The following is a 19,042-nucleotide window of genomic DNA, read 5'->3' as shown; positions in this document are numbered from 1 at the left end:
GTGGATGTCGCGTCATGGAGAGGATTACAGTTACTCTCGGGGAACGTAGTTACCCTATCACCATCGCGGCTGGTTTGTTTAACGACCCAGCTTCCTTTTTACCACTAAAAGCGGGTGATCAGGCGATGCTGGTCACCAATGAGACGCTGGCTCCGCTTTATCTCGACCGCGTGCGCCACCTGCTTGAGCAGGCAGGCGTAAAAGTCGACAGTGTGATTCTGCCCGATGGCGAGCAGTATAAAAGCCTGACGGTACTCGATACCGTCTTTACCGCATTGCTGCAAAAACCGCACGGTCGCGATACAACACTGCTTGCCCTGGGCGGCGGTGTTGTGGGCGATCTGACCGGCTTTGCGGCCGCAAGCTATCAGCGTGGCGTCCGTTTTATTCAAATCCCGACCACGTTGCTGTCTCAGGTCGACTCCTCTGTCGGTGGCAAAACGGCAGTCAACCATCCCCTCGGCAAAAACATGATTGGCGCGTTCTACCAGCCTGCGTCGGTGGTGGTGGATCTCGACTGTCTGAAAACCCTGCCGAAACGCGAGCTGGCCTCTGGCCTGGCTGAAGTGATCAAATACGGCATTATTCTGGATGGCGAGTTCTTTAACTGGCTTGAAGAGAATATGGATGCGCTGCTGCGCCTGGATGAGGCGAAACTGGCATACTGCATTCGTCGTTGTTGTGAGCTGAAAGCAGAAGTTGTCGCGGCAGACGAGCGTGAAACCGGCTTACGTGCTTTACTGAATCTTGGGCATACGTTTGGCCACGCCATTGAAGCCGAAATGGGTTACGGCAACTGGCTGCACGGTGAAGCCGTCGCGGCTGGCATGGTCATGGCAGCCCGCACCTCTGAACGTCTTGGGCAGTTTAAACCGGAAGAGACGGCACGTATCATTGCGCTACTTGAACGTGCAGGTTTGCCGGTAACCGGGCCGCAGGAGATGTCGGCGCAGGCGTATTTACCCCACATGATGCGCGATAAAAAAGTATTGGCAGGTGAGATGCGTCTTGTACTCCCGCTTGCAATAGGGAAGAGTGAAGTGCGCGGCGGAGTGTCGCACGATGTCGTTCTTGGCGCCATTGCTGATTGCCAGCAGGCGTAACAACTAGAAAGGTCAGGCCACTGTTATCGGTGGTCGTTTAGCTTCAGGCGAAATGCAAAGACGTAGGCATAAGCCTTTGAGTGGGGTGTTAAATGGATGAATTCAAACCAGAAGACGAGCTGAAACCCGATCCCAGCGATCGTCGTACTGGTCGTTCTCGTCAATCTTCAGAACGTGATAACGAGCCGCAGATCAACTTTGACGATGTTGATCTGGATGCAGACGATCGTCGCCCTTCGCGCAGCCGCAACGCGCGTGATGAGCGAGAAGAAGAGGATTATGAGTCCGAAGAAGATTCAATGGACGAACAGCCTGTAGAGCGTCGCCCGCGTAAACGTAAAAAAGCCGCTGCGCAGAAACCGGCCTCCCGTCAGTACATCATGATGGGACTTGGCGTTCTGGTGCTTGTGCTGCTGATTGTTGGCATTGGCTCTGCGCTGAAAGCACCGTCCACCAACTCTACCGAACAAACCGCCTCCGCAGAGAAGAGCATCAACCTCTCCGGTAATGATGCGACGGATCAGGCGAATGGTGCACAGCCAGCGCCGGGCACCACTTCCGCTGAGCAGACTGCCAGCAACACAACGAAGCCGCAGGATGTTTCTCTGCCGCCCGTTTCATCAACGCCTGCTCAGGGCCAGGCACCTGTCACGCCCGAAGGCCAGCAGCGTGTTGAAGTTCAGGGAGACCTGAACAATGCGCTGATGCAGCCGCAAAACCAGCAGCAGGTTGATAACGTTGTGGTTAACTCTACGCTGCCAACTGAACCTGCAACCGTCGCGCCGATCCACGGTGCTACCGCGCAGCCGCAGACGGCAGCAACGGAAACTAAACCGCGCCAGACGCAAACTGCGACGCGTCCTGAACGTAAGCAGGCGGTCATTGAGCCTAAGCGTGAAACCAAGCCTCAGGCCGTGGTAAAAGCGCCTGAAGTGAAAGCCGCACCGGCACAGCCGAAACGCTCTGAAACGGCTGCCGTGAGCGAGCCGGCCAAAGCGCCAGTCACGCAGACTGCGCCGAAAGCGACGGCAACCACAACGGCACCTGCTGCCACCGCTGCGCCTGCCGCAACGGCGACGGCTTCCAGTGCTGCAGCAGGTAAAACAGCTGGCAACGTCGGTTCGCTGAAATCTGCACCGTCCAGCAACTACACGCTGCAGTTGAGCAGTTCGTCTAACTATGACAACCTCAACGGCTGGGCGAAGAAATCGAATCTGAAAAACTATGTGGTTTATCAGACAACCCGTAACGGACAGCCGTGGTACGTGCTGGTGAGCGGTGTGTATGCTTCCAAAGATGAAGCGAAGCGCGCCGTGGCGACACTGCCAGCAGACGTTCAGGCGAAAAACCCGTGGGCGAAGCCGATTCATCAGGTGCAGGCCGATCTGAAGTAATGTTTAAAGCGCAGGATGCTGTCGGAGCTTTCTCCACAGCCGGAGAAGGTGTAATCAGTTAGTCAGCATGAAAAAAAATCGCGCTTTTCTGAAATGGGCAGGGGGGAAATACCCCCTGCTCGATGATATTAAAAAGCACCTGCCAAAAGGCGAGTGTCTTATCGAGCCCTTCGTGGGTGCGGGATCGGTGTTCCTGAACACCGATTTTTCTCGTTATATCCTGGCGGATATCAACAGCGACCTTATCAGCCTTTATAACATCGTTAAGCTGCGTACCGATGAGTATGTGGAAGAGGCGCGCAAGCTGTTTACGCCAGAGAACAACAACCCTGACGTTTACTATCAGTTCCGCACGGAATTTAATCAGAGCCAGGATCCGTTCCGCCGCGCGCTGCTGTTCCTTTACCTCAACCGTCATGGTTACAACGGCCTGTGCCGGTATAATCTGCGCGGCGAATTTAACGTGCCGTTTGGTCGTTATAAGCGCCCGTACTTCCCGCAGGACGAGCTGTATCATTTTGCGAAGAAAGCGCAGAATGCAGAGTTCCACTGCCTATCCTATGAAGAGTGCATGGAACTGGCAGGCGTAAACTCGGTGGTCTACTGCGATCCGCCTTATGCGCCGCTGTCTGCGACGGCGAACTTCACCGCCTACCACACCAATAGCTTCAGCCCGGCCGAACAGGCCCGCCTGGCGGAGATGGCGGAAAAACTGGTCAGCAAAAGAATTCCGGTGTTAATTTCAAATCACGATACCCCTGATACGCGCGAATGGTACAAAGCCGCGAAGCATTTTCAGGTTAAGGTGCGGCGTAGCATTAGCAGCAACGGCGGCACACGTAAAAAGGTGGACGAACTCCTGGCTCTTTATCGCCCCTGAGCCGTTTTGCCCGCCGGTAAACACATTTCAAGGAGATGCGGATGAAACAGTTTTTGATTGCCCCCTCAATTCTGTCGGCCGATTTTGCCCGCCTGGGTGAAGACACAGCGGAAGCTCTCGCAGCTGGCGCAGATGTCGTCCATTTCGACGTTATGGATAACCACTACGTTCCCAATCTGACCATCGGTCCGATGGTGCTCAAGGCCCTGCGTAACTACGGCATTACCGCACCGATCGACGTTCACCTGATGGTGAAGCCTGTCGACCGCATCGTGCCTGACTTCGCCGCAGCGGGCGCCAGCATTATCACTTTCCATCCGGAAGCCTCCGAGCATGTTGACCGCACGCTGCAGCTGATCAAAGAGAACGGCTGTAAGGCGGGGCTGGTGTTTAACCCGGCAACACCGTTGAGCTATCTCGATTACGTGATGGACAAGCTGGACGTGATTTTGCTGATGTCCGTTAACCCGGGCTTTGGCGGCCAGTCGTTCATCCCTCACACGCTGGATAAGCTGCGCGAAGTGCGCCGTCGCATTGACGAGTCTGGCTATGATATTCGTCTGGAAGTGGACGGCGGTGTGAAAGTGAATAATATTGGCGAAATTGCGGCAGCGGGCGCGGATATGTTCGTTGCAGGTTCGGCAATTTTCGACCAACCGGATTACAAAAAAGTCATTGATGAAATGCGCCGCGAGCTGGCGAAGGTAAGTCATGGATAAATTGCAGGCAATTCGGGGTGTGGCATTCGACCTCGACGGCACGCTGGTGGACAGCGCGCCGGGCTTAACGAGCGCCGTCGATCAGGCGCTGTATGCACTGGAACTGCCCGTTGCGGGCGAAGATCGTGTGATTACGTGGATTGGCAACGGTGCCGATGTCCTGATGGAGCGCGCGTTGACGTGGGCTCGTCAGGAACGCGCGTCGCAGCGTTCCGCGCAGGGGAAACCAAGCGTCGATCACGCCGATATCCCGCAGGATGAGCAGCTGCGTATTCTGCGCAAGCTGTTCGATCGCTTCTACGAAGAGACCGTCGAGGAGGGGAGCTTCCTTTTCCCGGACGTCCAGGAAACCCTGAGCGCGCTGCACGCGAAAGGCATCCCGCTGGGACTGGTGACCAACAAGCCGACGCCGTTTGTTGCGCCGCTGCTGGAGGCGCTCAATATCGCGAAATATTTCTCCGTGATTGTAGGCGGGGATGACGTGCAGAACAAAAAGCCGCATCCGGAGCCGCTGTTGCTGGTGGCAGGAAAATTATCCTTAACGCCTGCGGAGCTGCTCTTTGTCGGGGATTCGCGTAATGATATTCTGGCTGCCCGAGCGGCGGGGTGTCCTTCCGTCGGTTTAACCTATGGCTACAACTACGGTGAGGCCATTACGCTGAGTGAGCCGGATGTTGTGTTCGACCACTTCAAAGATTTGTTGCCCGCACTCGGGCTTTCGCACAGTGAACATCAGGAATTGAATAATGACTAAGCCCATCGTTTTTAGTGGCGCACAGCCTTCAGGTGAATTGACCATTGGTAACTACATGGGTGCGTTGCGTCAGTGGGTCAGCATGCAGGATGACTACCATTGCATTTACTGCATCGTAGATTTGCATGCTATCACCGCGCGTCAGGATCCTGAGAAGCTGCGCAAAGCCACCCTGGACACCCTGGCCCTCTATCTGGCCTGCGGTATCGATCCTGAAAAGAGCACCATTTTCGTTCAGTCTCACGTGCCGGAGCATGCGCAGCTGGGCTGGGCGCTGAACTGCTATACCTATTTCGGCGAGCTGAGCCGCATGACCCAGTTCAAGGATAAGTCTGCCCGCTACTCTGAAAACATCAACGCTGGCCTGTTCGACTATCCGGTGTTGATGGCGGCCGACATCCTGCTGTACCAGACCAACCAGGTGCCGGTGGGTGAAGACCAGAAGCAGCATCTGGAGCTGAGCCGTGATATCGCCCAGCGCTTTAACGCGCTTTACGGCGACGTATTCAAAGTGCCAGAGCCGTTTATTCCGAAATCCGGCGCGCGCGTGATGTCGCTGCTGGAGCCAACCAAGAAGATGTCCAAGTCTGACGATAACCGCAACAACGTTATCGGCCTGCTGGAAGATCCGAAATCGGTGGTGAAAAAGCTCAAGCGCGCGGTCACCGACTCCGACGAGCCGCCTGTGGTGCGCTACGACGTGCAGAACAAAGCGGGCGTCTCCAACCTGCTGGACATTCTCTCCGGCGTGACCGGCCAGAGCATTCCCGAGCTGGAAAAACACTTCGAAGGCAAGATGTACGGCCACCTGAAGGGTGAAGTGGCAGAGGCCGTTTCCGGCATGCTGACCGAGCTGCAGGAGCGCTACAACCGCTACCGTAACGACGAAGCCTTCCTGCATAAGGTGATGAAAGACGGTGCGGAAAAAGCCAGCGCGCGCGCGTCCGAAACCCTGAAAGCGGTGTACGAGGCGATTGGGTTTGTGGCGAAACCTTAAGCCGCCACCCGACAAATACGGACTCAATAAAAAAACCGGGAAATCCCCGGTTTTTTTACGCCTGAAAAACGCTTACTGCTGTGCCGCCGGGCCGCAACCGCCGATGATCTTCGAAATGGAGATCGCCGGGTGCAGCAGGTAATCGTAGCTGCAGTTATTTTTAGTATTTTGAACGTGACCGGTGCAGGCGGTCAGAGTCGATAACAGGCCAACCAGAACGGCGGCTTTTGCCAGCTTGAACATACGCATTCCTTGTCTAAAAATCTTAAATTGGATGTAACACGAGGGAATAAATGGAAAAGTTCCACTATGCGGGCGGTATGTTATCGACTGAGGTATGAAGGGAGTAGTCCGCTTAAGGACTACTCGAAGGAGGGACAATATGCGTTAGTGATTCGAGAACCAGTTCAGCTTATCGCGCAGTTCAACCACGCGACCCACCACAATCAGCGCCGGGCTTTCGACCTGCTGCGCCAGCTCACCGAGCTGCGTCAGCGCGCCATTCACCACGCGCTGCTTGATTGACGTCCCGTTTTCCACCAGCGCAACGGGCATATCAGGCTCCATGCCGTGTTCCAGCAGTTTCGCCTGGATGGTGGCGGCCTGGTTCAGCCCCATGTAGAACACCAGCGTCTGCTTTTCAGCGGCCAGGTTATGCCAGTCCAGCTCGCTGCCGGTTTTCAGGTGGCCCGTGACCAGACGCACGCTCTGAGCGTAGTCGCGATGGGTCAACGGAATGCCTGAGTAGGCTGAACAGCCGGATGCCGCCGTTATGCCCGGCACCACGGAGAACGGAATACCCGCGTTGCACAGGGTTTCCAGCTCTTCACCGCCGCGACCAAAGATAAACGGATCGCCGCCCTTAAGGCGCACCACGCGTTTTCCCTTTTGCGCTTCACGCAGCAGGATCTGATTAATCTCCTCCTGCGGCACGCAGTGGTAGCCTGCCCGTTTACCGACGAAGACGCGGTCGGCGTCGCGGCGCACCAGGTTCATGATGTCATCGGAGACCAGGCGGTCATACACCACGATATCCGCCTGCTGGATCTGCTGGAGCCCTTTCAGGGTCAGTAAACCCGCATCTCCCGGACCAGCCCCGACCAGCACCACTTCACCACGGTGATCCAGTGGCTCGCTCAGCAGCTGCTCGGTCGTCTCTTCAACCGCTTTCGCGTCCTGATTCGCCAGCGACTGCGCCAGCCTGTCGTTAACGAAAAATTTCTCCCAGAAGCGACGACGCTCACCCACGGTTGAGAAGGTTTGCTTCACGCGGGAGCGAAGCTGCCCGGCGTAGTGGGCTATCTGGCCGAGATGCTGCGGCAAAATAGCTTCCAGTTTTTCCCGCAGCAGGCGGGCAAGTACGGGCGAGCGGCCGCCGGAAGACACCGCGATCATCAGCGGTGAACGGTCGATAATCGACGGCATGATAAAGCTGGCCTCTTTCGGCGCATCCACCACGTTGCAGAAGATCCGGCGCGCTTCGCAGGCGTCGCTGACGCGCTGGTTCACTTCATCGTCATCCGTCGCGGCAATCGTCAGCCAGCAGGTATCCAGCAGGGACTCATCAAACTCCCCCTGCACCAGCGTGAGCATCCCTTCCTGAGCCCAGACGTCAAACTGCGGAGCGAAGGTGAGGGCATTGACGGTCAGTCGGGCTCCAGCATCCAGCAACAGGCGCGCTTTACGTTCAGCCACATCGCCGCCGCCTACAAGCAGGCAGTCGCGATGGCGTAATTGACAGAAAATCGGCAGGTGGTCCACGACGTTACCTCACAGCATTCAAGGAGGGGGTAAGAATTGACGTCAGGATAACAGCAGGAATCGTACAGAACATACGGTTTTTCCTGCCGTTACCCATAAGGGGTCATAAGCCTTTCCTATTGGAAAGGCGGAGGGTTACGCTTTGAGCTGCACCTTGCCGTCCTTCACGCGGGCGTCGTAGTGCTTCACGGAGAAGCTTTCATCTTCCATGCAGTGCCCGTCGGTTAAGCGGAAACGCTGCTTTTTCAGCGGGCTGGCGACCCACAGCTCACCCTGATGTTCAGCAATCAGACCGCGTGAGAGCACGCTGGCTTCAAAGAACGGATCGATATTGCTGATGGCAAAGACCTGTTCATCGTGGCGAGGGCGGAAAATAGCTACCTGCTCGTTACCCAGCAAAGCACAGACGCCGGTTGCTGGCAGAATGTCGTTAATGTTGCAGATGTTTACCCACTGGCTCATGCGTTTTCCTCCACCAGCATCACCGGAATGCGTTCATACGGGGTTGCAGGACGATGCTGTTCGCGCTCCGGCACCACCTGCACGTTCGGGTCGCGCTGGGTGCTGTTGATAAAGTGTTTGAAGCGCGTCTGCGCCGCCGGGGTGTTGACGGTTTCGGTCCACTCGCAGATCACCGCCTCGCGCAGGCGAGCCATCTCGGACTCAAGCTGTTCGTTCAGACCCAGCTTGTCGTCAATGATGACCGACTTCAGGTAGTCGATACCGCCTTCGAGATTATCCAGCCAGGACGCGGTACGGGTCAGCTTATCGGCGGTACGAATGTAGAACATCATGAAGCGGTCGAGATACTGGATCAGCGTGTCGCGATCGAGATCCGCCGCCAGCAGGTCGGCGTGGCGTGGTTTCATCCCGCCATTGCCGCACACGTACAGGTTCCAGCCTTTCTCGGTGGCGATGATCCCTACGTCTTTACCCTGCGCTTCCGCACATTCACGGGTACAGCCGGAGACGCCGAACTTCATTTTGTGTGGGGTACGGATGCCTTTGTAGCGGTTTTCCAGCTCGACGCCGAATCCCACGCTGTCGCCCACGCCGTAGCGGCACCAGGTGCTGCCCACGCAGGTTTTCGCCATACGCAGCGCTTTGGCATACGCGTGACCGGTTTCGAAGCCCGCTTCAATCAACTGACGCCAGATTTCCGGCAGGTCATCCTTCTGCGCGCCAAACAGGCCGATACGCTGGGAACCGGTGATTTTGGTGTACAGATTAAACTCACGGGCGATACGGCCCACGGCGACCAGCCCTTCCGGGGTGATTTCGCCACCGGCGGAACGCGGAATGACGGAGTAAGTACCGTCTTTCTGGATGTTCGCCAGGAAGTTATCGTTGGTGTCCTGCAGCGGCGTGTGTTCTGGTTTGAGCACGTACTCATTCCAGCAGGACGCGAGCAGGGAACCGACGGTCGGCTTACACACTTCACAGCCGTAACCCTGGCCGTGTTTCTCCAGCAGTTCGTCGAAGGACTTGATGCCTTCCACGCGGATCAGATGGTACAGCTCCTGGCGAGAGTAGGCGAAGTGCTCGCACAGGTTGTTGTTCACTTCGATGCCCTGTTTCGCCAGTTCAGCGTTCAGCACCTGAGTCACCAGTGGAATACAGCCGCCGCAGCCGGTACCGGCTTTGGTCTCGGCCTTCAGCGCCGCAACGGTGTGGCAGCCTTTGTTGATGGCGGAGATCAGCATGCCTTTGGTGACGTCGAAGCAGGAGCAAATCTGCGCGCTGTCCGGCAGTTTATCTACGCCGATAGATGGTTTACCGCTGGAGGCGTGCGCCGGCAGGATCAGCGCGTCCGGGTTTTCCGGCAGCTCAATGGCGTTCAGCACCAGCTGGAGCAGGTTACCGAAGTCGCTGGTATCGCCCACCAGCACCGCACCGAGCAGGGTTTTGTTGTCCTGGCTGACGATAAGGCGTTTGTAGACCTCTTTGCTTTCGTCCAGATAGACGTAGCTGCGGGAGTTCGGGGTGCGGCCATGCGCATCGCCGATACCGCCTACATCCACGCCCAGCAGCTTCAGCTTCGCGCTCATGTCTGCGCCGGTGAAGGCGTTTTCGCTGCCGAGGATATGGTCCACGGCGACCTGCGCCATTTTGTATCCTGGCGCCACCAGACCGTATACCCGGTTATTCCAGCTGGCGCACTCGCCGATGGCGTAGATATCCGGATCGGAGGTCTGGCAGGTATCGTTAATCATGATCCCGCCGCGCTGGGCTACGGCCAGGCCGCACTGCGTGGCGAGCTTGTCGCGCGGACGAATACCGGTGGAGAAGACGATGAAGTCCACTTCCAGCTCGCTGCCGTCGGCAAAGCGCATGGTTTTACGCGCCTCTGTGCCTTCCTGCACGATCTCTTTGGTGTTCTTGCTGGTGTGAACCTTCACACCCATGCTTTCGATTTTACGACGCAGCTGGTCGCCGCCCATGTGGTCCAGCTGTTCCGCCATCAGCATCGGGGCAAATTCGATAACGTGGGTTTCAACGCCGAGGTTTTTCAGCGCGCCTGCCGCTTCCAGGCCCAGCAGGCCACCGCCAACAACCGCACCGCGTTTGCTTCGACGTGCGCAGGATTCAATGGCGTTGAGGTCTTCAATGGTACGGTAAACGAAGCAATCCTGGGTTTCCGACCCTTTAATCGGCGGGATCCACGGATACGAGCCAGTCGCCATGATCAGCTTATCGTAAAAAACCGTACGCCCGGCGCTGGAGTGGATCACTTTCTCCTGACGGTTGATGGTGATAGCGCGTTCGCCCACCAGCACTTTTACGCCATGCTTCTCGTAGAAACCTTCGCGCACCAGAGAGAGCTCTTCGGCGGTATGGTGAGAGAAGTAGGAAGACAAGTGCACACGGTCGTACGCCTTGCGGGGTTCTTCACAGAACACGGTAATATCGAACTGGTCAGCATCGGCTTTATCGAGAAGATCCTCAATAAAGCGGTGGCCGACCATGCCGTTACCGATGATAGCGAGTCTGACTTTGCTCATTTTTGCCTCGATTTCTTTTCTATTACTGCCTACCTTAACGATTCAGCAGGGGCACTTATTGATGCAAATCAAATACGCCTTCACCTACCCCTTAGTGGGTATATCTATGATTTGTCAGGTTTTTTATAAGTAACGGATATTGTTTGATTTTTGTGCTTGCTTGTTTTTCGCACAAATTTGAGGGGTTTTTTACGAATCGGCAGTCAGAGCGGGTAAGCAGGGTAAAACCCCTTTGCAGAACGCAAAGGGGTTTTGACGATTAGTGGGTAGCCGTTGCCGTATTGTGCTGGCGGTGACGGGTCACGAAGCCCAGAATGAAACACATGATAAACACCACGGCATACAGACCGTTAGCGGTGTGCAGCGCGGCCAGCGGGCCGCTGTGCGCCACAATCGGGCCCGTGACCACGAAGGTCAGCATGGTGCCGATGGTGCCGCAGGTCAGCACGAAGTTCACCAGCTTTGGCGAAGCCACTTTGGTCTGCAGGGAGCCCAGGGTGATGATTGAGGTGTAAATCGCGCTGGAGAAGAAGCCCAGGGTCAGGATGAACCATGGCATATGCTCCGGGGCACCGTTGATGAACAGATACATCAGCACGGTCGCCAGACCCGCCAGGACGGTCAGAATACGTTGCAGGTCGAAGAAGCGCAGGATGAAGCTAAAGGCCCACATGCCGAACATGTAAGACATCCAGAAATCGCTCACCAGTTTGCCCGCGTCGTTCAGGCTCATGCCCAGACCTTTAGCGTATTCAGGTACCCACGAGATAAAGCCCAACTGACCGAGGATGTAGCACAGGGCGGCAATGGAGAGGAACAGCACGCCAATACCCCATTTTTCTTTCGCCACCGGCTCTGAGGTGGTCTGCGCTTTTTTGCCCAGCACCGGGAAGTCACAGCCGAAGGTCAGAATGAAGATCGCGACATAGACCAGACCGATACAGGCGTATACCCAGTACCATTCAATGCTGCGCGCGAGCAGATACGCGGCGACCATCGGGAAAATCATCCCGGCCATGCTGAAGAAGGAGTCGGTAAACAGCAGGCGCGCGCCGCGCTGGCGGCCTTCATACATGTGCGTAATAAGGAACGTACCGATCGACATCGTGATCCCGCTGACCAGGCCCAGCACGAACATGGCGGCGGAGAATAGGGCGATGCTGTGGCTCAACATCAGGCCCGCCACGGCGGCAACCATCAGCACGAAGCCGAAGCGCAGCTGGGTTTTCAGCGGGACAATTTCCATCAGCCAGGCATTCAGGAAAATTGAGATCAGGATCCCCGCGTTGAGGAAGGTGAAGGTGTTACTCATGCTGGAAACGGGCAGCTGGAAGTAGTCTGCGATATTTCCCATCACCATCCCGGTGACGATCACCAACGCGCCGGTCAGGGCGTAGGAGAAGAAGCTTATCCATGTGAGCTTGATGCGATTGCTGTTAGTCATGTCTGGCCTGTTCAGAAAAAGAAAAGCGCCGGAAGGGCGCTGAGAGCGGGCAGATTTTAGTCGCTAAAGTGATCTATTCCTATCTTTTAAGGGAAATGAATATGCCATTGCAGGTTTTAGTGTGATCTAAGTCACACTAAATGGCGGTATAACCAATCGTTTGCGCAGTAATAATTGTTTCAATTTCGTAAAATTAGGTAAAAGGCTGGTCTCGGTTCATACTGCTCTTTAGAATCAAGCCATTCGCTTTTTATACTGCGCTTTGTTAAGGAATTCTCATGCTCAAATCAACACTGGCGGCTGTCGCAGCTGTGTTTGCTCTTTCTGCCGTTTCCCCTGCTGCGCTGGCAGCCAAAGGGGACCCTCACGTTCTGCTGACCACCTCTGCCGGGAACATTGAGCTGGAACTAAATAGCCAGAAAGCTCCGGTTTCTGTGAAAAACTTCCTCGACTATGTGAACAGTGGTTTCTATAACAACACCACCTTCCACCGCGTGATCCCTGGCTTCATGATTCAGGGCGGCGGCTTCAACGAGCAGATGCAGCAGAAACAGCCTAACCCACCCATCAAAAACGAAGCGGACAACGGCCTGCTGAACAAGCGCGGCACCATCTCCATGGCGCGCACGGCGGATAAAGACAGCGCCACCAGCCAGTTCTTCCTCAACGTGGCGGATAACGCTTTCCTCGACCACGGCCAGCGCGACTTCGGCTATGCGGTCTTCGGTAAAATTGTGAAAGGGATGGACGTGGCGGACAAAATCTCTCAGGTTCAGACCCACGATGTCGGTCCATACCAGAATGTGCCGTCTAAGCCAGTGGTGATTCTCTCCGCGAAAGTGCTGCCGTAATCGTTCTCCCACACGGGCATATCCTGCCCGTGTCTTTCAGCCCTCCCTGCGAAAGCGCGTTTTGCTGCTTATACTTGTGGCAAACGGACTATTCAGGGAGGCGTTAAGTGAAAAAACTCACCGATAAGCAAAAATCCCGTCTCTGGGAGCAACAGCGTAACGTCAATTTTCAGGCCAGTTGTCTCCTTGAAAAAGGTAATGGTCCTTCAGAGCCCGGCATTGAGACGCTGGAGCTTGGGCCCTCAGCGCCCGGGCTACCGCATCTGTGCCTCATTCATCGCCATCTGTATCACAGAGAGATGAAGCAGGCAGGCGAATTCCGTACCGACGATATTTTTAAGGGTGACATTCCCTTCTGCCATTTTGAGTACATCGAGACGATGGGTAACGAACTGATGGCAGCGCTAGAAAGTGATAAGTATCTTGTGGGTCTTGAAAAAGCGGCGTTTGTTGAAAAAGTGAGCCATTACTACTGTGAAATCAACATGCTGCATCCCTTTATGCGCGGTAATGGCATAGCTCAGCGCGTCTTCTTTGAGCAGCTGGCCATCCACGCGAATTACGCGCTGGACTGGCGGGATATTGATCCCGAGCAGTGGGTGGCGGCGAACCGAAGCGGGGCCACGGGCGATTTGACCGCGCTAAGCGCTATCTTTACCAAAGTAGTGAGCGAAGCGCGGGAATCTGAGTAGAATAGGGCGGCATTTTTTTCGGGAGCCGCCATGATTCTGCTGATTGATAACTACGATTCCTTCACCTGGAACCTTTACCAGTATTTTTGTGAACTGGGTGCAGAGGTGGTTGTCCGCCGCAACGACGAACTCAGCCTGTCTGATATTGAGGCGCTGGCTCCGCAGAAAATTGTCATTTCGCCGGGACCGTGTACGCCGTCGGAATCGGGCATTTCTCTGGAGGTTATTCACCACTATGCCGGCAGGCTGCCGATCTTGGGCGTCTGTCTCGGTCATCAGGCGATTGCCCAGGCATTTGGGGCTACCATCGTGCGTGCCGCGAAAGTGATGCACGGCAAAACCTCGCCGGTCACCCACACCGGCACGGGCGTATTCACAGGGCTCAATAACCCGCTAACCGTGACGCGCTACCATTCGCTGGTGATTGACCCACCGACGCTGCCCGACTGCTTCGACGTGACCGCCTGGAGCGATACGCAGGAGATCATGGGGATTCGCCACCGCGAGTGGGATCTCGAAGGCGTCCAGTTCCACCCTGAAAGTATCCTCAGCGAGCAGGGGCACGCCCTGCTGGCAAATTTCCTCAATCGCTGAATATCTGTTGCCTTGTTGTGAGTTTTTATGCATATTTTGTGATTATATTTTCACAATGAATGTGACATAAAATGGATGGGCATGACATGGCAACTGAACAACCAGCAATTACCCGCGCGACATTCGATGAAGTGATTCTGCCGATTTATGCACCGGCTGAGTTTATCCCGGTGAAGGGGAAAGGCAGCCGCGTCTGGGATCAGCAGGGCAAAGAGTATGTGGATTTCGCGGGCGGTATTGCGGTCACGGCGCTGGGCCACTGCCATCCTGCGCTGGTGGACGCGCTGAAAACCCAGGGCGAAACCCTGTGGCACACCAGCAACGTGTTCACCAACGAACCTGCGCTGCGACTGGGCCGTAAGATCATTGATGCGACCTTTGCCGAGCGCGTGCTGTTTATGAACTCCGGCACTGAAGCCAACGAAACCGCCTTTAAGCTGGCGCGCTACTACGCCACCACGCGCCATAGCCCGTACAAAACTAAAATCATCGCCTTCCATAACGCCTTCCACGGACGCTCTTTCTTTACCGTCTCCGTTGGCGGCCAGCCGAAGTATTCCGACGGCTTTGGTCCGAAACCAGCCGACATTATCCACGTGCCGTTTAACGATCTGCACGCGGTGAAAGCGGTGATGGACGACCACACCTGCGCGGTGGTGGTGGAGCCGATTCAGGGCGAAGGCGGCGTGACCGCGGCAACCCCGGAATTCCTGAAAGGGCTGCGCGAACTGTGCGACGAACATCAGGCGCTACTGGTGTTTGATGAAGTGCAGTCCGGGATGGGGCGTACCGGAGAGTTGTTTGCCTACATGCACTACGGCGTGACGCCGGATATTCTGACCAGCGCGAAAGCGCTCGGCGGCGGTTTTCCGGTGAGTGCGGTACTGACGACGCAGGAGATTGCCTCTGCGTTCCACGTCGGGTCTCACGGCTCGACCTACGGCGGTAACCCGCTGGCGAGCGCCGTGGCGGGTGCCGCGTTCGACATCATCAACACCCCTGAGGTGCTAAACGGCGTTAGCGCGAAACGCGAGCTGTTTGTGCAGCATCTCCAGCAGATTAACAATAAGTACGACGTCTTCAGCGAGATCCGCGGCATGGGGCTGCTGATTGGTGCGGAACTTAAGCCGCAGTACAAAGGCCGCGCGCGCGATTTCCTGCATGCCGCCGCTCGCGAAGGGGTGATGGTGCTCAACGCCGGGCCGGACGTGATGCGTTTTGCGCCGTCGCTGGTAGTGGAAGAGAAAGATATTGACGACGGGTTAACCCGCTTTGCCGCGGCGGTCGAGAAGATCGTAAAAGGCTAATACTCGGTTCGCTTTAACCGCCGCGTTAACCAAATGCCGTGATGCGGGCGCTGACGCCATGCCACCGACGAAATGGTGTGCATGGTGTTCAGATGTCCCAGCACGCGCTGCAAATGCTGCTCCAGGGTGCTCATCGGCCCGTGGGTCAGCGTCTCCGGTGCCTCCAGAATGTTCGAATCCCACGACTCGCCCGGCGCGTCATACTCCAGACGCTGCTGACACCGCTGCAGGGCAATTTCACAGGACTGCAAATAGCGCTGCGCCAGATCCGGCGTCAGCATCGTGTGTTCGCGCGCCAGCGTGGTCATGGCGTTAATGTGCTCGACGATAAACTGGCTGTGCGTGACCCACAGCTTCATATCGGCAAGATAGTGTGAGTTAAAGCCCGGCTCCTGCATCGCCTGGTTGAGCGAGTTAAACAGGGCGTTGTGCGCCTGGTTGACCTTCATCCGCTGATACGCCAGCGGGGAAGGCTGCGGATCGTCGCTCAGGATCAGACGAATGGCCTGCTGATCGGCCTCCAGCGCGTCGTGGGCGTTCTGCCTCAGCAGCCCGCTCTGCCACTGCGGCCACAGCCAGACCATGCCGCCGAAGGCAATCAGGCAGCCGATCAGCGTGTCGATCAGGCGGGCAATGATGAACTGTTCGCCGTTAAGCGTCAGCAGCTGCAGGGTATATACCGCCGTCACCGTAAAGCCCACCATCGCCCAGCCGTAGTTTTTGCGAATGATTAGATAGCTTACCAGGGTGATCGCCAGCATGCCCGCCAGGGTATAGCCTTCGGGCACGTGAAAATGCAGCGTCACGCCCGCAATAATCAGCCCCGCCATCGTGCCGCCTGCCCGGTGCAGAATGCGCACCCGCGTGGCGCCGTAGCCGTTCTGGGTAACAAACAGCACGGTCATTAAGATCCAGTACGGTTTCGGCAGGTGGAGCGCCATGCCCATCAGGCTGGCGATACTGAGCATGACGCTAATCCTTGCAGCGTTGCGCAGAGCGGAAGATTTCAGAGACAGGTAGCTCCTCAGCGCCGGCAGTAGCGGCAGACGTTTCTGTTTATCCGCCATCAGGTCACGGGAATAAAGCGGGCGCTGTGTGCGCAGCACGCGGGCGATGCGGCTGAAGTGCCAGGCGGCGAACTGGCCGACCGGGTTATCCGGGTGCTGACGGGCAATTTTCTCCAGCGCGCCGAGCTGTTTGTCCATGTTAAAGCGCGTGGGGTAGCGGTGGTAGAGAATATCATCGGCCAGCACCCGCAGGCGCGCGGAGACGGTCTGCGCGTTCCAGCGGATCACCGCTTCGGCATGGCTGCGCTCAACCAGCTTTTGCACCTCCTGCGGGTGGTGAAGGCTAACGGAGATATGCTCCTGAAGATCCAGCCCCACCTGAAAAGTGCGCAACAGCCGTTTATATTCGTGGTTCTTGTTGGCGGCGAGCATATGCAGCTGCTGATAGCACTGGCTTATCAGATCTACCACCTTTTGCTGGCGCGTCAGCAGCGGCGGTAAGGATTTTTCCGGATCCGTATGCTGGGTGAGCAGGGTGTATTTGGCTTCACAGTAATCCGCAAGCTGCACGTAGAGCAGGCTCAGAGATTCGCGCAGCGGCTGCTCCCGCCACAGCCAGAACCAGAACCAGTTAAACAGCCCGTACCACAGCGTGCCGAGGGCGTAGATCAGCAGCGGCTCCCACACGGGCATATTACCGGCGAGGCTCAGGGTGAAGATGGCCGCAATGAGTGACGCGGGAAGCAGCCGGGCATGGAGCGAGCTGATTTCGGCGGTGACGCCGAGGGTCATCGCCAGCACGGTCAGGATCAGCGGCAGGGGAATATCACGAGCCAGCAGAAGCTGCACCGCGAGGCTACAGCCAGCAAACAGCGAGCCGCCAATTATCAGACGTTTGAAAAAGCGTTTATGGGGCGTGTCCAGACCGGCAATGTTGCAGCAGGCGGGGACGAGAGAAAACAGAAGGCCCTGCTGAAGATGTCCCAGGATCAGGCCCACGGCCACGGGAAGACACAGCACCAGCGTTTGTCGTAGTGCGTAGTTAACTTCCGGGTGATAGATCAGCCTGCGCCACATGGGGAAAAGAGACAAAAACGGCGTGACACCTCGCGATGGCACGCCGTTTAGGCAGGATTAACGGGTTCCGTAAACCACGATGGTTTTACCGTGGGCGGAGATCAGGTTTTGATCTTCCAGCATTTTCAGAATACGGCCCACCGTTTCGCGGGAGCAACCGACGATCTGACCGATTTCCTGACGGGTAATTTTAATTTGCATGCCGTCCGGGTGGGTCATCGCGTCTGGCTGTTTCGCCAGGTTCAGCAGAGTCTGCGCAATACGGCCAGTCACGTCCAGGAAGGCGAGGTTACCCACTTTCTCTGACGTCACCTGCAGACGGCGCGCCATCTGGGAAGAAAGACGCATCAGGATGTCAGGGTTTACCTGAATCAACTGACGGAATTTCTTATAAGAAATTTCAGCCACTTCACATGCTGTCTTTGCACGAACCCAGGCGCTACGTTCCTGGCCTTCTTCAAACAGGCCCAGTTCACCGATAAAATCGCCCTGGTTCAGATAGGAAAGGATCATCTCTTTGCCTTCCTCATCTTTGATCAGCACTGCCACCGAGCCTTTGACGATGTAATACAAGGTTTCCGCTTTTTCACCCTGGTGAATCAGCGTGCTCTTCGATGGGTACTTATGAATGTGGCAATGAGACAAGAACCATTCGAGAGTCGGGTCTGTTTGCGGTTTGCCAAGCACCATGCGCTGTTATCCTCTGTTATAAGCTGTCACCAGAGTCATCAGATGCATCCGGACTCTGGGGTTGCAATCGAATTCTTACCCATACCCTGGGAAGTCGGCTGTCGTAACGTTTCGCAGCCAGTAAAGTTTGATGTCCTCTGCATACATGTGTAACGTCAATGTATTACTGTAGCATCCTGAGTGTTTTAGCATAGCTTTTGCCGCGTGTCTCCTGGTGTCTCGCTTCAGCATGATGCAGGTCGCCTTCCATTGCGAGAAATGTAACGCACGCGTAATCTGTCACCAAAAATGCAACGTTGGAGTTAATGAATATGCAAGCGCGCGTGAAGTGGGTTGAAGGTTTAACGTTCCTGGGCGAGTCCGCATCAGGACACCAGATTTTGATGGATGGTAACTCCGGCGATAAAGCTCCAAGCCCAATGGAAATGGTGCTGATGGCGGCAGGCGGATGCAGCGCGATCGACGTGGTGTCGATTCTGCAAAAAGGCCGTCATGACGTGACGGATTGCGAGGTTAAACTCACCTCAGAGCGTCGCGAAGAGGCGCCACGCCTGTTCACCCACATTAATCTGCACTTTGTTATCACCGGGAAAGAACTGAAAGACGCGGCGGTCTCACGCGCGGTGGATCTCTCTGCGGAGAAATACTGCTCTGTGGCGTTAATGCTGGAGAAAGCGGTAAAAATCACCCATTCGTATGAAGTGATCGAGGCCTAATTATTGGGGCATCGTGCGTGTTGATGCCCTCACCCTAACCCTCTCCCACGGGGA

At 56.2% G+C, this 19,042-nt stretch carries 18 protein-coding genes; 11 read left to right on the top strand and 7 right to left on the bottom strand.

Annotated elements, in window-relative coordinates; all coding sequences use genetic code 11:
• Positions 1-14 precede the first annotated feature (14 nt).
• The 6 genes from aroB to trpS all read left to right on the top strand — a co-directional run bounded on the left by aroB (position 15) and on the right by trpS (position 5,847).
• Positions 15-1,103 carry a 3-dehydroquinate synthase gene (aroB, locus tag HBA26_RS05045; protein WP_041911921.1) on the top strand — a complete coding sequence of 363 codons (1,089 nt, stop codon included), beginning with the start codon at positions 15-17 and terminating at the stop codon, positions 1,101-1,103.
• A 92-nt stretch (positions 1,104-1,195) separates the two neighbouring features.
• Positions 1,196-2,497, top strand: a complete 1,302-nt coding sequence (damX, locus tag HBA26_RS05040; RefSeq protein WP_126345933.1) for a cell division protein DamX — start codon at positions 1,196-1,198, stop codon at positions 2,495-2,497.
• A gap of 67 nt (positions 2,498-2,564) precedes the next feature.
• Positions 2,565-3,377 (top strand): adenine-specific DNA-methyltransferase, encoded by an 813-nt coding sequence (dam, locus tag HBA26_RS05035; RefSeq protein ID WP_126345932.1) that lies wholly within the window; start codon positions 2,565-2,567, stop codon positions 3,375-3,377.
• A 41-nt stretch (positions 3,378-3,418) separates the two neighbouring features.
• Positions 3,419-4,096 carry a ribulose-phosphate 3-epimerase gene (rpe, locus tag HBA26_RS05030; protein ID WP_023333698.1) on the top strand — a complete coding sequence of 226 codons (678 nt, stop codon included), beginning with the start codon at positions 3,419-3,421 and terminating at the stop codon, positions 4,094-4,096.
• On the top strand, positions 4,089-4,850 hold the full coding sequence (gph, locus tag HBA26_RS05025) for a phosphoglycolate phosphatase (RefSeq protein WP_028014658.1): 762 nt from the start codon (positions 4,089-4,091) through the stop codon (positions 4,848-4,850). The genes rpe and gph overlap by 8 nt, the downstream gene beginning before the upstream one ends.
• Entirely contained in the window at positions 4,843-5,847 is a 1,005-nt protein-coding gene (gene trpS, locus HBA26_RS05020; RefSeq protein ID WP_166720816.1) for a tryptophan--tRNA ligase, read from the top strand. The genes gph and trpS overlap by 8 nt, the downstream gene beginning before the upstream one ends.
• A gap of 72 nt (positions 5,848-5,919) precedes the next feature.
• Here trpS and HBA26_RS05015 read toward each other — a convergent pair whose 3' ends face one another.
• The 5 genes from HBA26_RS05015 to tsgA all read right to left on the bottom strand — a co-directional run bounded on the left by HBA26_RS05015 (position 5,920) and on the right by tsgA (position 12,054).
• Positions 5,920-6,090, bottom strand: a complete 171-nt coding sequence (locus HBA26_RS05015; protein WP_008503029.1) for a YhfL family protein — start codon at positions 6,088-6,090, stop codon at positions 5,920-5,922.
• Between the two features lie 144 nt (positions 6,091-6,234).
• The gene (gene cysG / locus HBA26_RS05010) at positions 6,235-7,608 is read right to left on the bottom strand and encodes a siroheme synthase CysG (RefSeq protein ID WP_126345931.1); all 1,374 of its coding nucleotides are present in this window, start codon (positions 7,606-7,608) and stop codon (positions 6,235-6,237) included.
• A gap of 135 nt (positions 7,609-7,743) precedes the next feature.
• Positions 7,744-8,070: a nitrite reductase small subunit NirD gene (gene nirD, locus HBA26_RS05005; protein ID WP_045259347.1), complete on the bottom strand. Its 327-nt coding sequence runs from the start codon at positions 8,068-8,070 to the stop codon at positions 7,744-7,746.
• On the bottom strand, positions 8,067-10,610 hold the full coding sequence (nirB, locus tag HBA26_RS05000; protein ID WP_028014653.1) for a nitrite reductase large subunit NirB: 2,544 nt from the start codon (positions 10,608-10,610) through the stop codon (positions 8,067-8,069). Before nirB ends, nirD begins: the two co-directional genes overlap by 4 nt.
• Before the next feature lie 259 nt (positions 10,611-10,869).
• Positions 10,870-12,054, bottom strand: coding sequence for an MFS transporter TsgA (tsgA, locus tag HBA26_RS04995; protein ID WP_045259345.1), 1,185 nt, complete (start codon positions 12,052-12,054; stop codon positions 10,870-10,872).
• A gap of 278 nt (positions 12,055-12,332) precedes the next feature.
• Between tsgA and ppiA the strand changes: the two genes are divergently transcribed.
• The 4 genes from ppiA (at position 12,333) to HBA26_RS04975 (ending at position 15,498) form a co-directional block, all read left to right on the top strand.
• A complete protein-coding gene (ppiA, locus tag HBA26_RS04990; protein WP_032644556.1) occupies positions 12,333-12,905 on the top strand; it encodes a peptidylprolyl isomerase A in 573 nt (190 codons plus the stop codon).
• Between the two features lie 107 nt (positions 12,906-13,012).
• Positions 13,013-13,597 carry a putative adenosine monophosphate-protein transferase Fic gene (locus HBA26_RS04985; protein WP_126345929.1) on the top strand — a complete coding sequence of 195 codons (585 nt, stop codon included), beginning with the start codon at positions 13,013-13,015 and terminating at the stop codon, positions 13,595-13,597.
• Positions 13,598-13,627: 30 nt separating this feature from the next.
• A complete protein-coding gene (pabA, locus tag HBA26_RS04980) occupies positions 13,628-14,191 on the top strand; it encodes an aminodeoxychorismate synthase component 2 (RefSeq protein ID WP_041911930.1) in 564 nt (187 codons plus the stop codon).
• A gap of 86 nt (positions 14,192-14,277) precedes the next feature.
• Positions 14,278-15,498: an aspartate aminotransferase family protein gene (locus tag HBA26_RS04975; RefSeq protein WP_206512927.1), complete on the top strand. Its 1,221-nt coding sequence runs from the start codon at positions 14,278-14,280 to the stop codon at positions 15,496-15,498.
• On the opposite strand, the gene HBA26_RS04970 is transcribed toward HBA26_RS04975, so the two are convergent.
• Both HBA26_RS04970 and crp read right to left on the bottom strand, forming a co-directional pair.
• Positions 15,495-17,582 carry a YccS/YhfK family putative transporter gene (locus HBA26_RS04970; RefSeq protein ID WP_126345969.1) on the bottom strand — a complete coding sequence of 696 codons (2,088 nt, stop codon included), beginning with the start codon at positions 17,580-17,582 and terminating at the stop codon, positions 15,495-15,497. The two genes, HBA26_RS04975 and HBA26_RS04970, sit on opposite strands and share 4 nt — an antisense overlap.
• Before the next feature lie 57 nt (positions 17,583-17,639).
• A complete protein-coding gene (crp, locus tag HBA26_RS04965) occupies positions 17,640-18,272 on the bottom strand; it encodes a cAMP-activated global transcriptional regulator CRP (RefSeq protein WP_000242758.1) in 633 nt (210 codons plus the stop codon).
• Positions 18,273-18,583: 311 nt separating this feature from the next.
• On the opposite strand from crp, the gene HBA26_RS04960 reads away from it, so the two are divergent.
• Positions 18,584-18,988, top strand: a complete 405-nt coding sequence (locus HBA26_RS04960; protein WP_166720819.1) for an OsmC family protein — start codon at positions 18,584-18,586, stop codon at positions 18,986-18,988.
• Positions 18,989-19,042: the final 54 nt, after the last annotated feature.

It is taken from the genome of Enterobacter sp. 725m/11, assembly GCF_011683705.1.
GTDB classification, from domain to species: Bacteria; Pseudomonadota; Gammaproteobacteria; order Enterobacterales; family Enterobacteriaceae; genus Enterobacter; species Enterobacter bugandensis.
This window is presented reverse-complemented; position numbering and strand designations above follow the sequence as displayed.

What these genes read in the sequence shown, in the direction of transcription:
- tsgA (WP_045259345.1), bottom strand. Translation starts at nt 12,054, where the DNA reads ATGACTAACAGCAATCGCATCAAGCTCACATGGATAAGCTTCTTCTCC.
- HBA26_RS04960 (WP_166720819.1), top strand. Translation starts at nt 18,584, where the DNA reads ATGCAAGCGCGCGTGAAGTGGGTTGAAGGTTTAACGTTCCTGGGCGAG.
- HBA26_RS05015 (WP_008503029.1), bottom strand. Translation starts at nt 6,090, where the DNA reads ATGTTCAAGCTGGCAAAAGCCGCCGTTCTGGTTGGCCTGTTATCGACT.
- trpS (WP_166720816.1), top strand. Translation starts at nt 4,843, where the DNA reads ATGACTAAGCCCATCGTTTTTAGTGGCGCACAGCCTTCAGGTGAATTG.
- aroB (WP_041911921.1), top strand. Translation starts at nt 15, where the DNA reads ATGGAGAGGATTACAGTTACTCTCGGGGAACGTAGTTACCCTATCACC.
- damX (WP_126345933.1), top strand. Translation starts at nt 1,196, where the DNA reads ATGGATGAATTCAAACCAGAAGACGAGCTGAAACCCGATCCCAGCGAT.
- HBA26_RS04970 (WP_126345969.1), bottom strand. Translation starts at nt 17,582, where the DNA reads ATGTGGCGCAGGCTGATCTATCACCCGGAAGTTAACTACGCACTACGA.
- nirB (WP_028014653.1), bottom strand. Translation starts at nt 10,610, where the DNA reads ATGAGCAAAGTCAGACTCGCTATCATCGGTAACGGCATGGTCGGCCAC.
- pabA (WP_041911930.1), top strand. Translation starts at nt 13,628, where the DNA reads ATGATTCTGCTGATTGATAACTACGATTCCTTCACCTGGAACCTTTAC.
- crp (WP_000242758.1), bottom strand. Translation starts at nt 18,272, where the DNA reads ATGGTGCTTGGCAAACCGCAAACAGACCCGACTCTCGAATGGTTCTTG.
- nirD (WP_045259347.1), bottom strand. Translation starts at nt 8,070, where the DNA reads ATGAGCCAGTGGGTAAACATCTGCAACATTAACGACATTCTGCCAGCA.
- gph (WP_028014658.1), top strand. Translation starts at nt 4,089, where the DNA reads ATGGATAAATTGCAGGCAATTCGGGGTGTGGCATTCGACCTCGACGGC.
- HBA26_RS04975 (WP_206512927.1), top strand. Translation starts at nt 14,278, where the DNA reads ATGGCAACTGAACAACCAGCAATTACCCGCGCGACATTCGATGAAGTG.
- dam (WP_126345932.1), top strand. Translation starts at nt 2,565, where the DNA reads ATGAAAAAAAATCGCGCTTTTCTGAAATGGGCAGGGGGGAAATACCCC.
- ppiA (WP_032644556.1), top strand. Translation starts at nt 12,333, where the DNA reads ATGCTCAAATCAACACTGGCGGCTGTCGCAGCTGTGTTTGCTCTTTCT.
- rpe (WP_023333698.1), top strand. Translation starts at nt 3,419, where the DNA reads ATGAAACAGTTTTTGATTGCCCCCTCAATTCTGTCGGCCGATTTTGCC.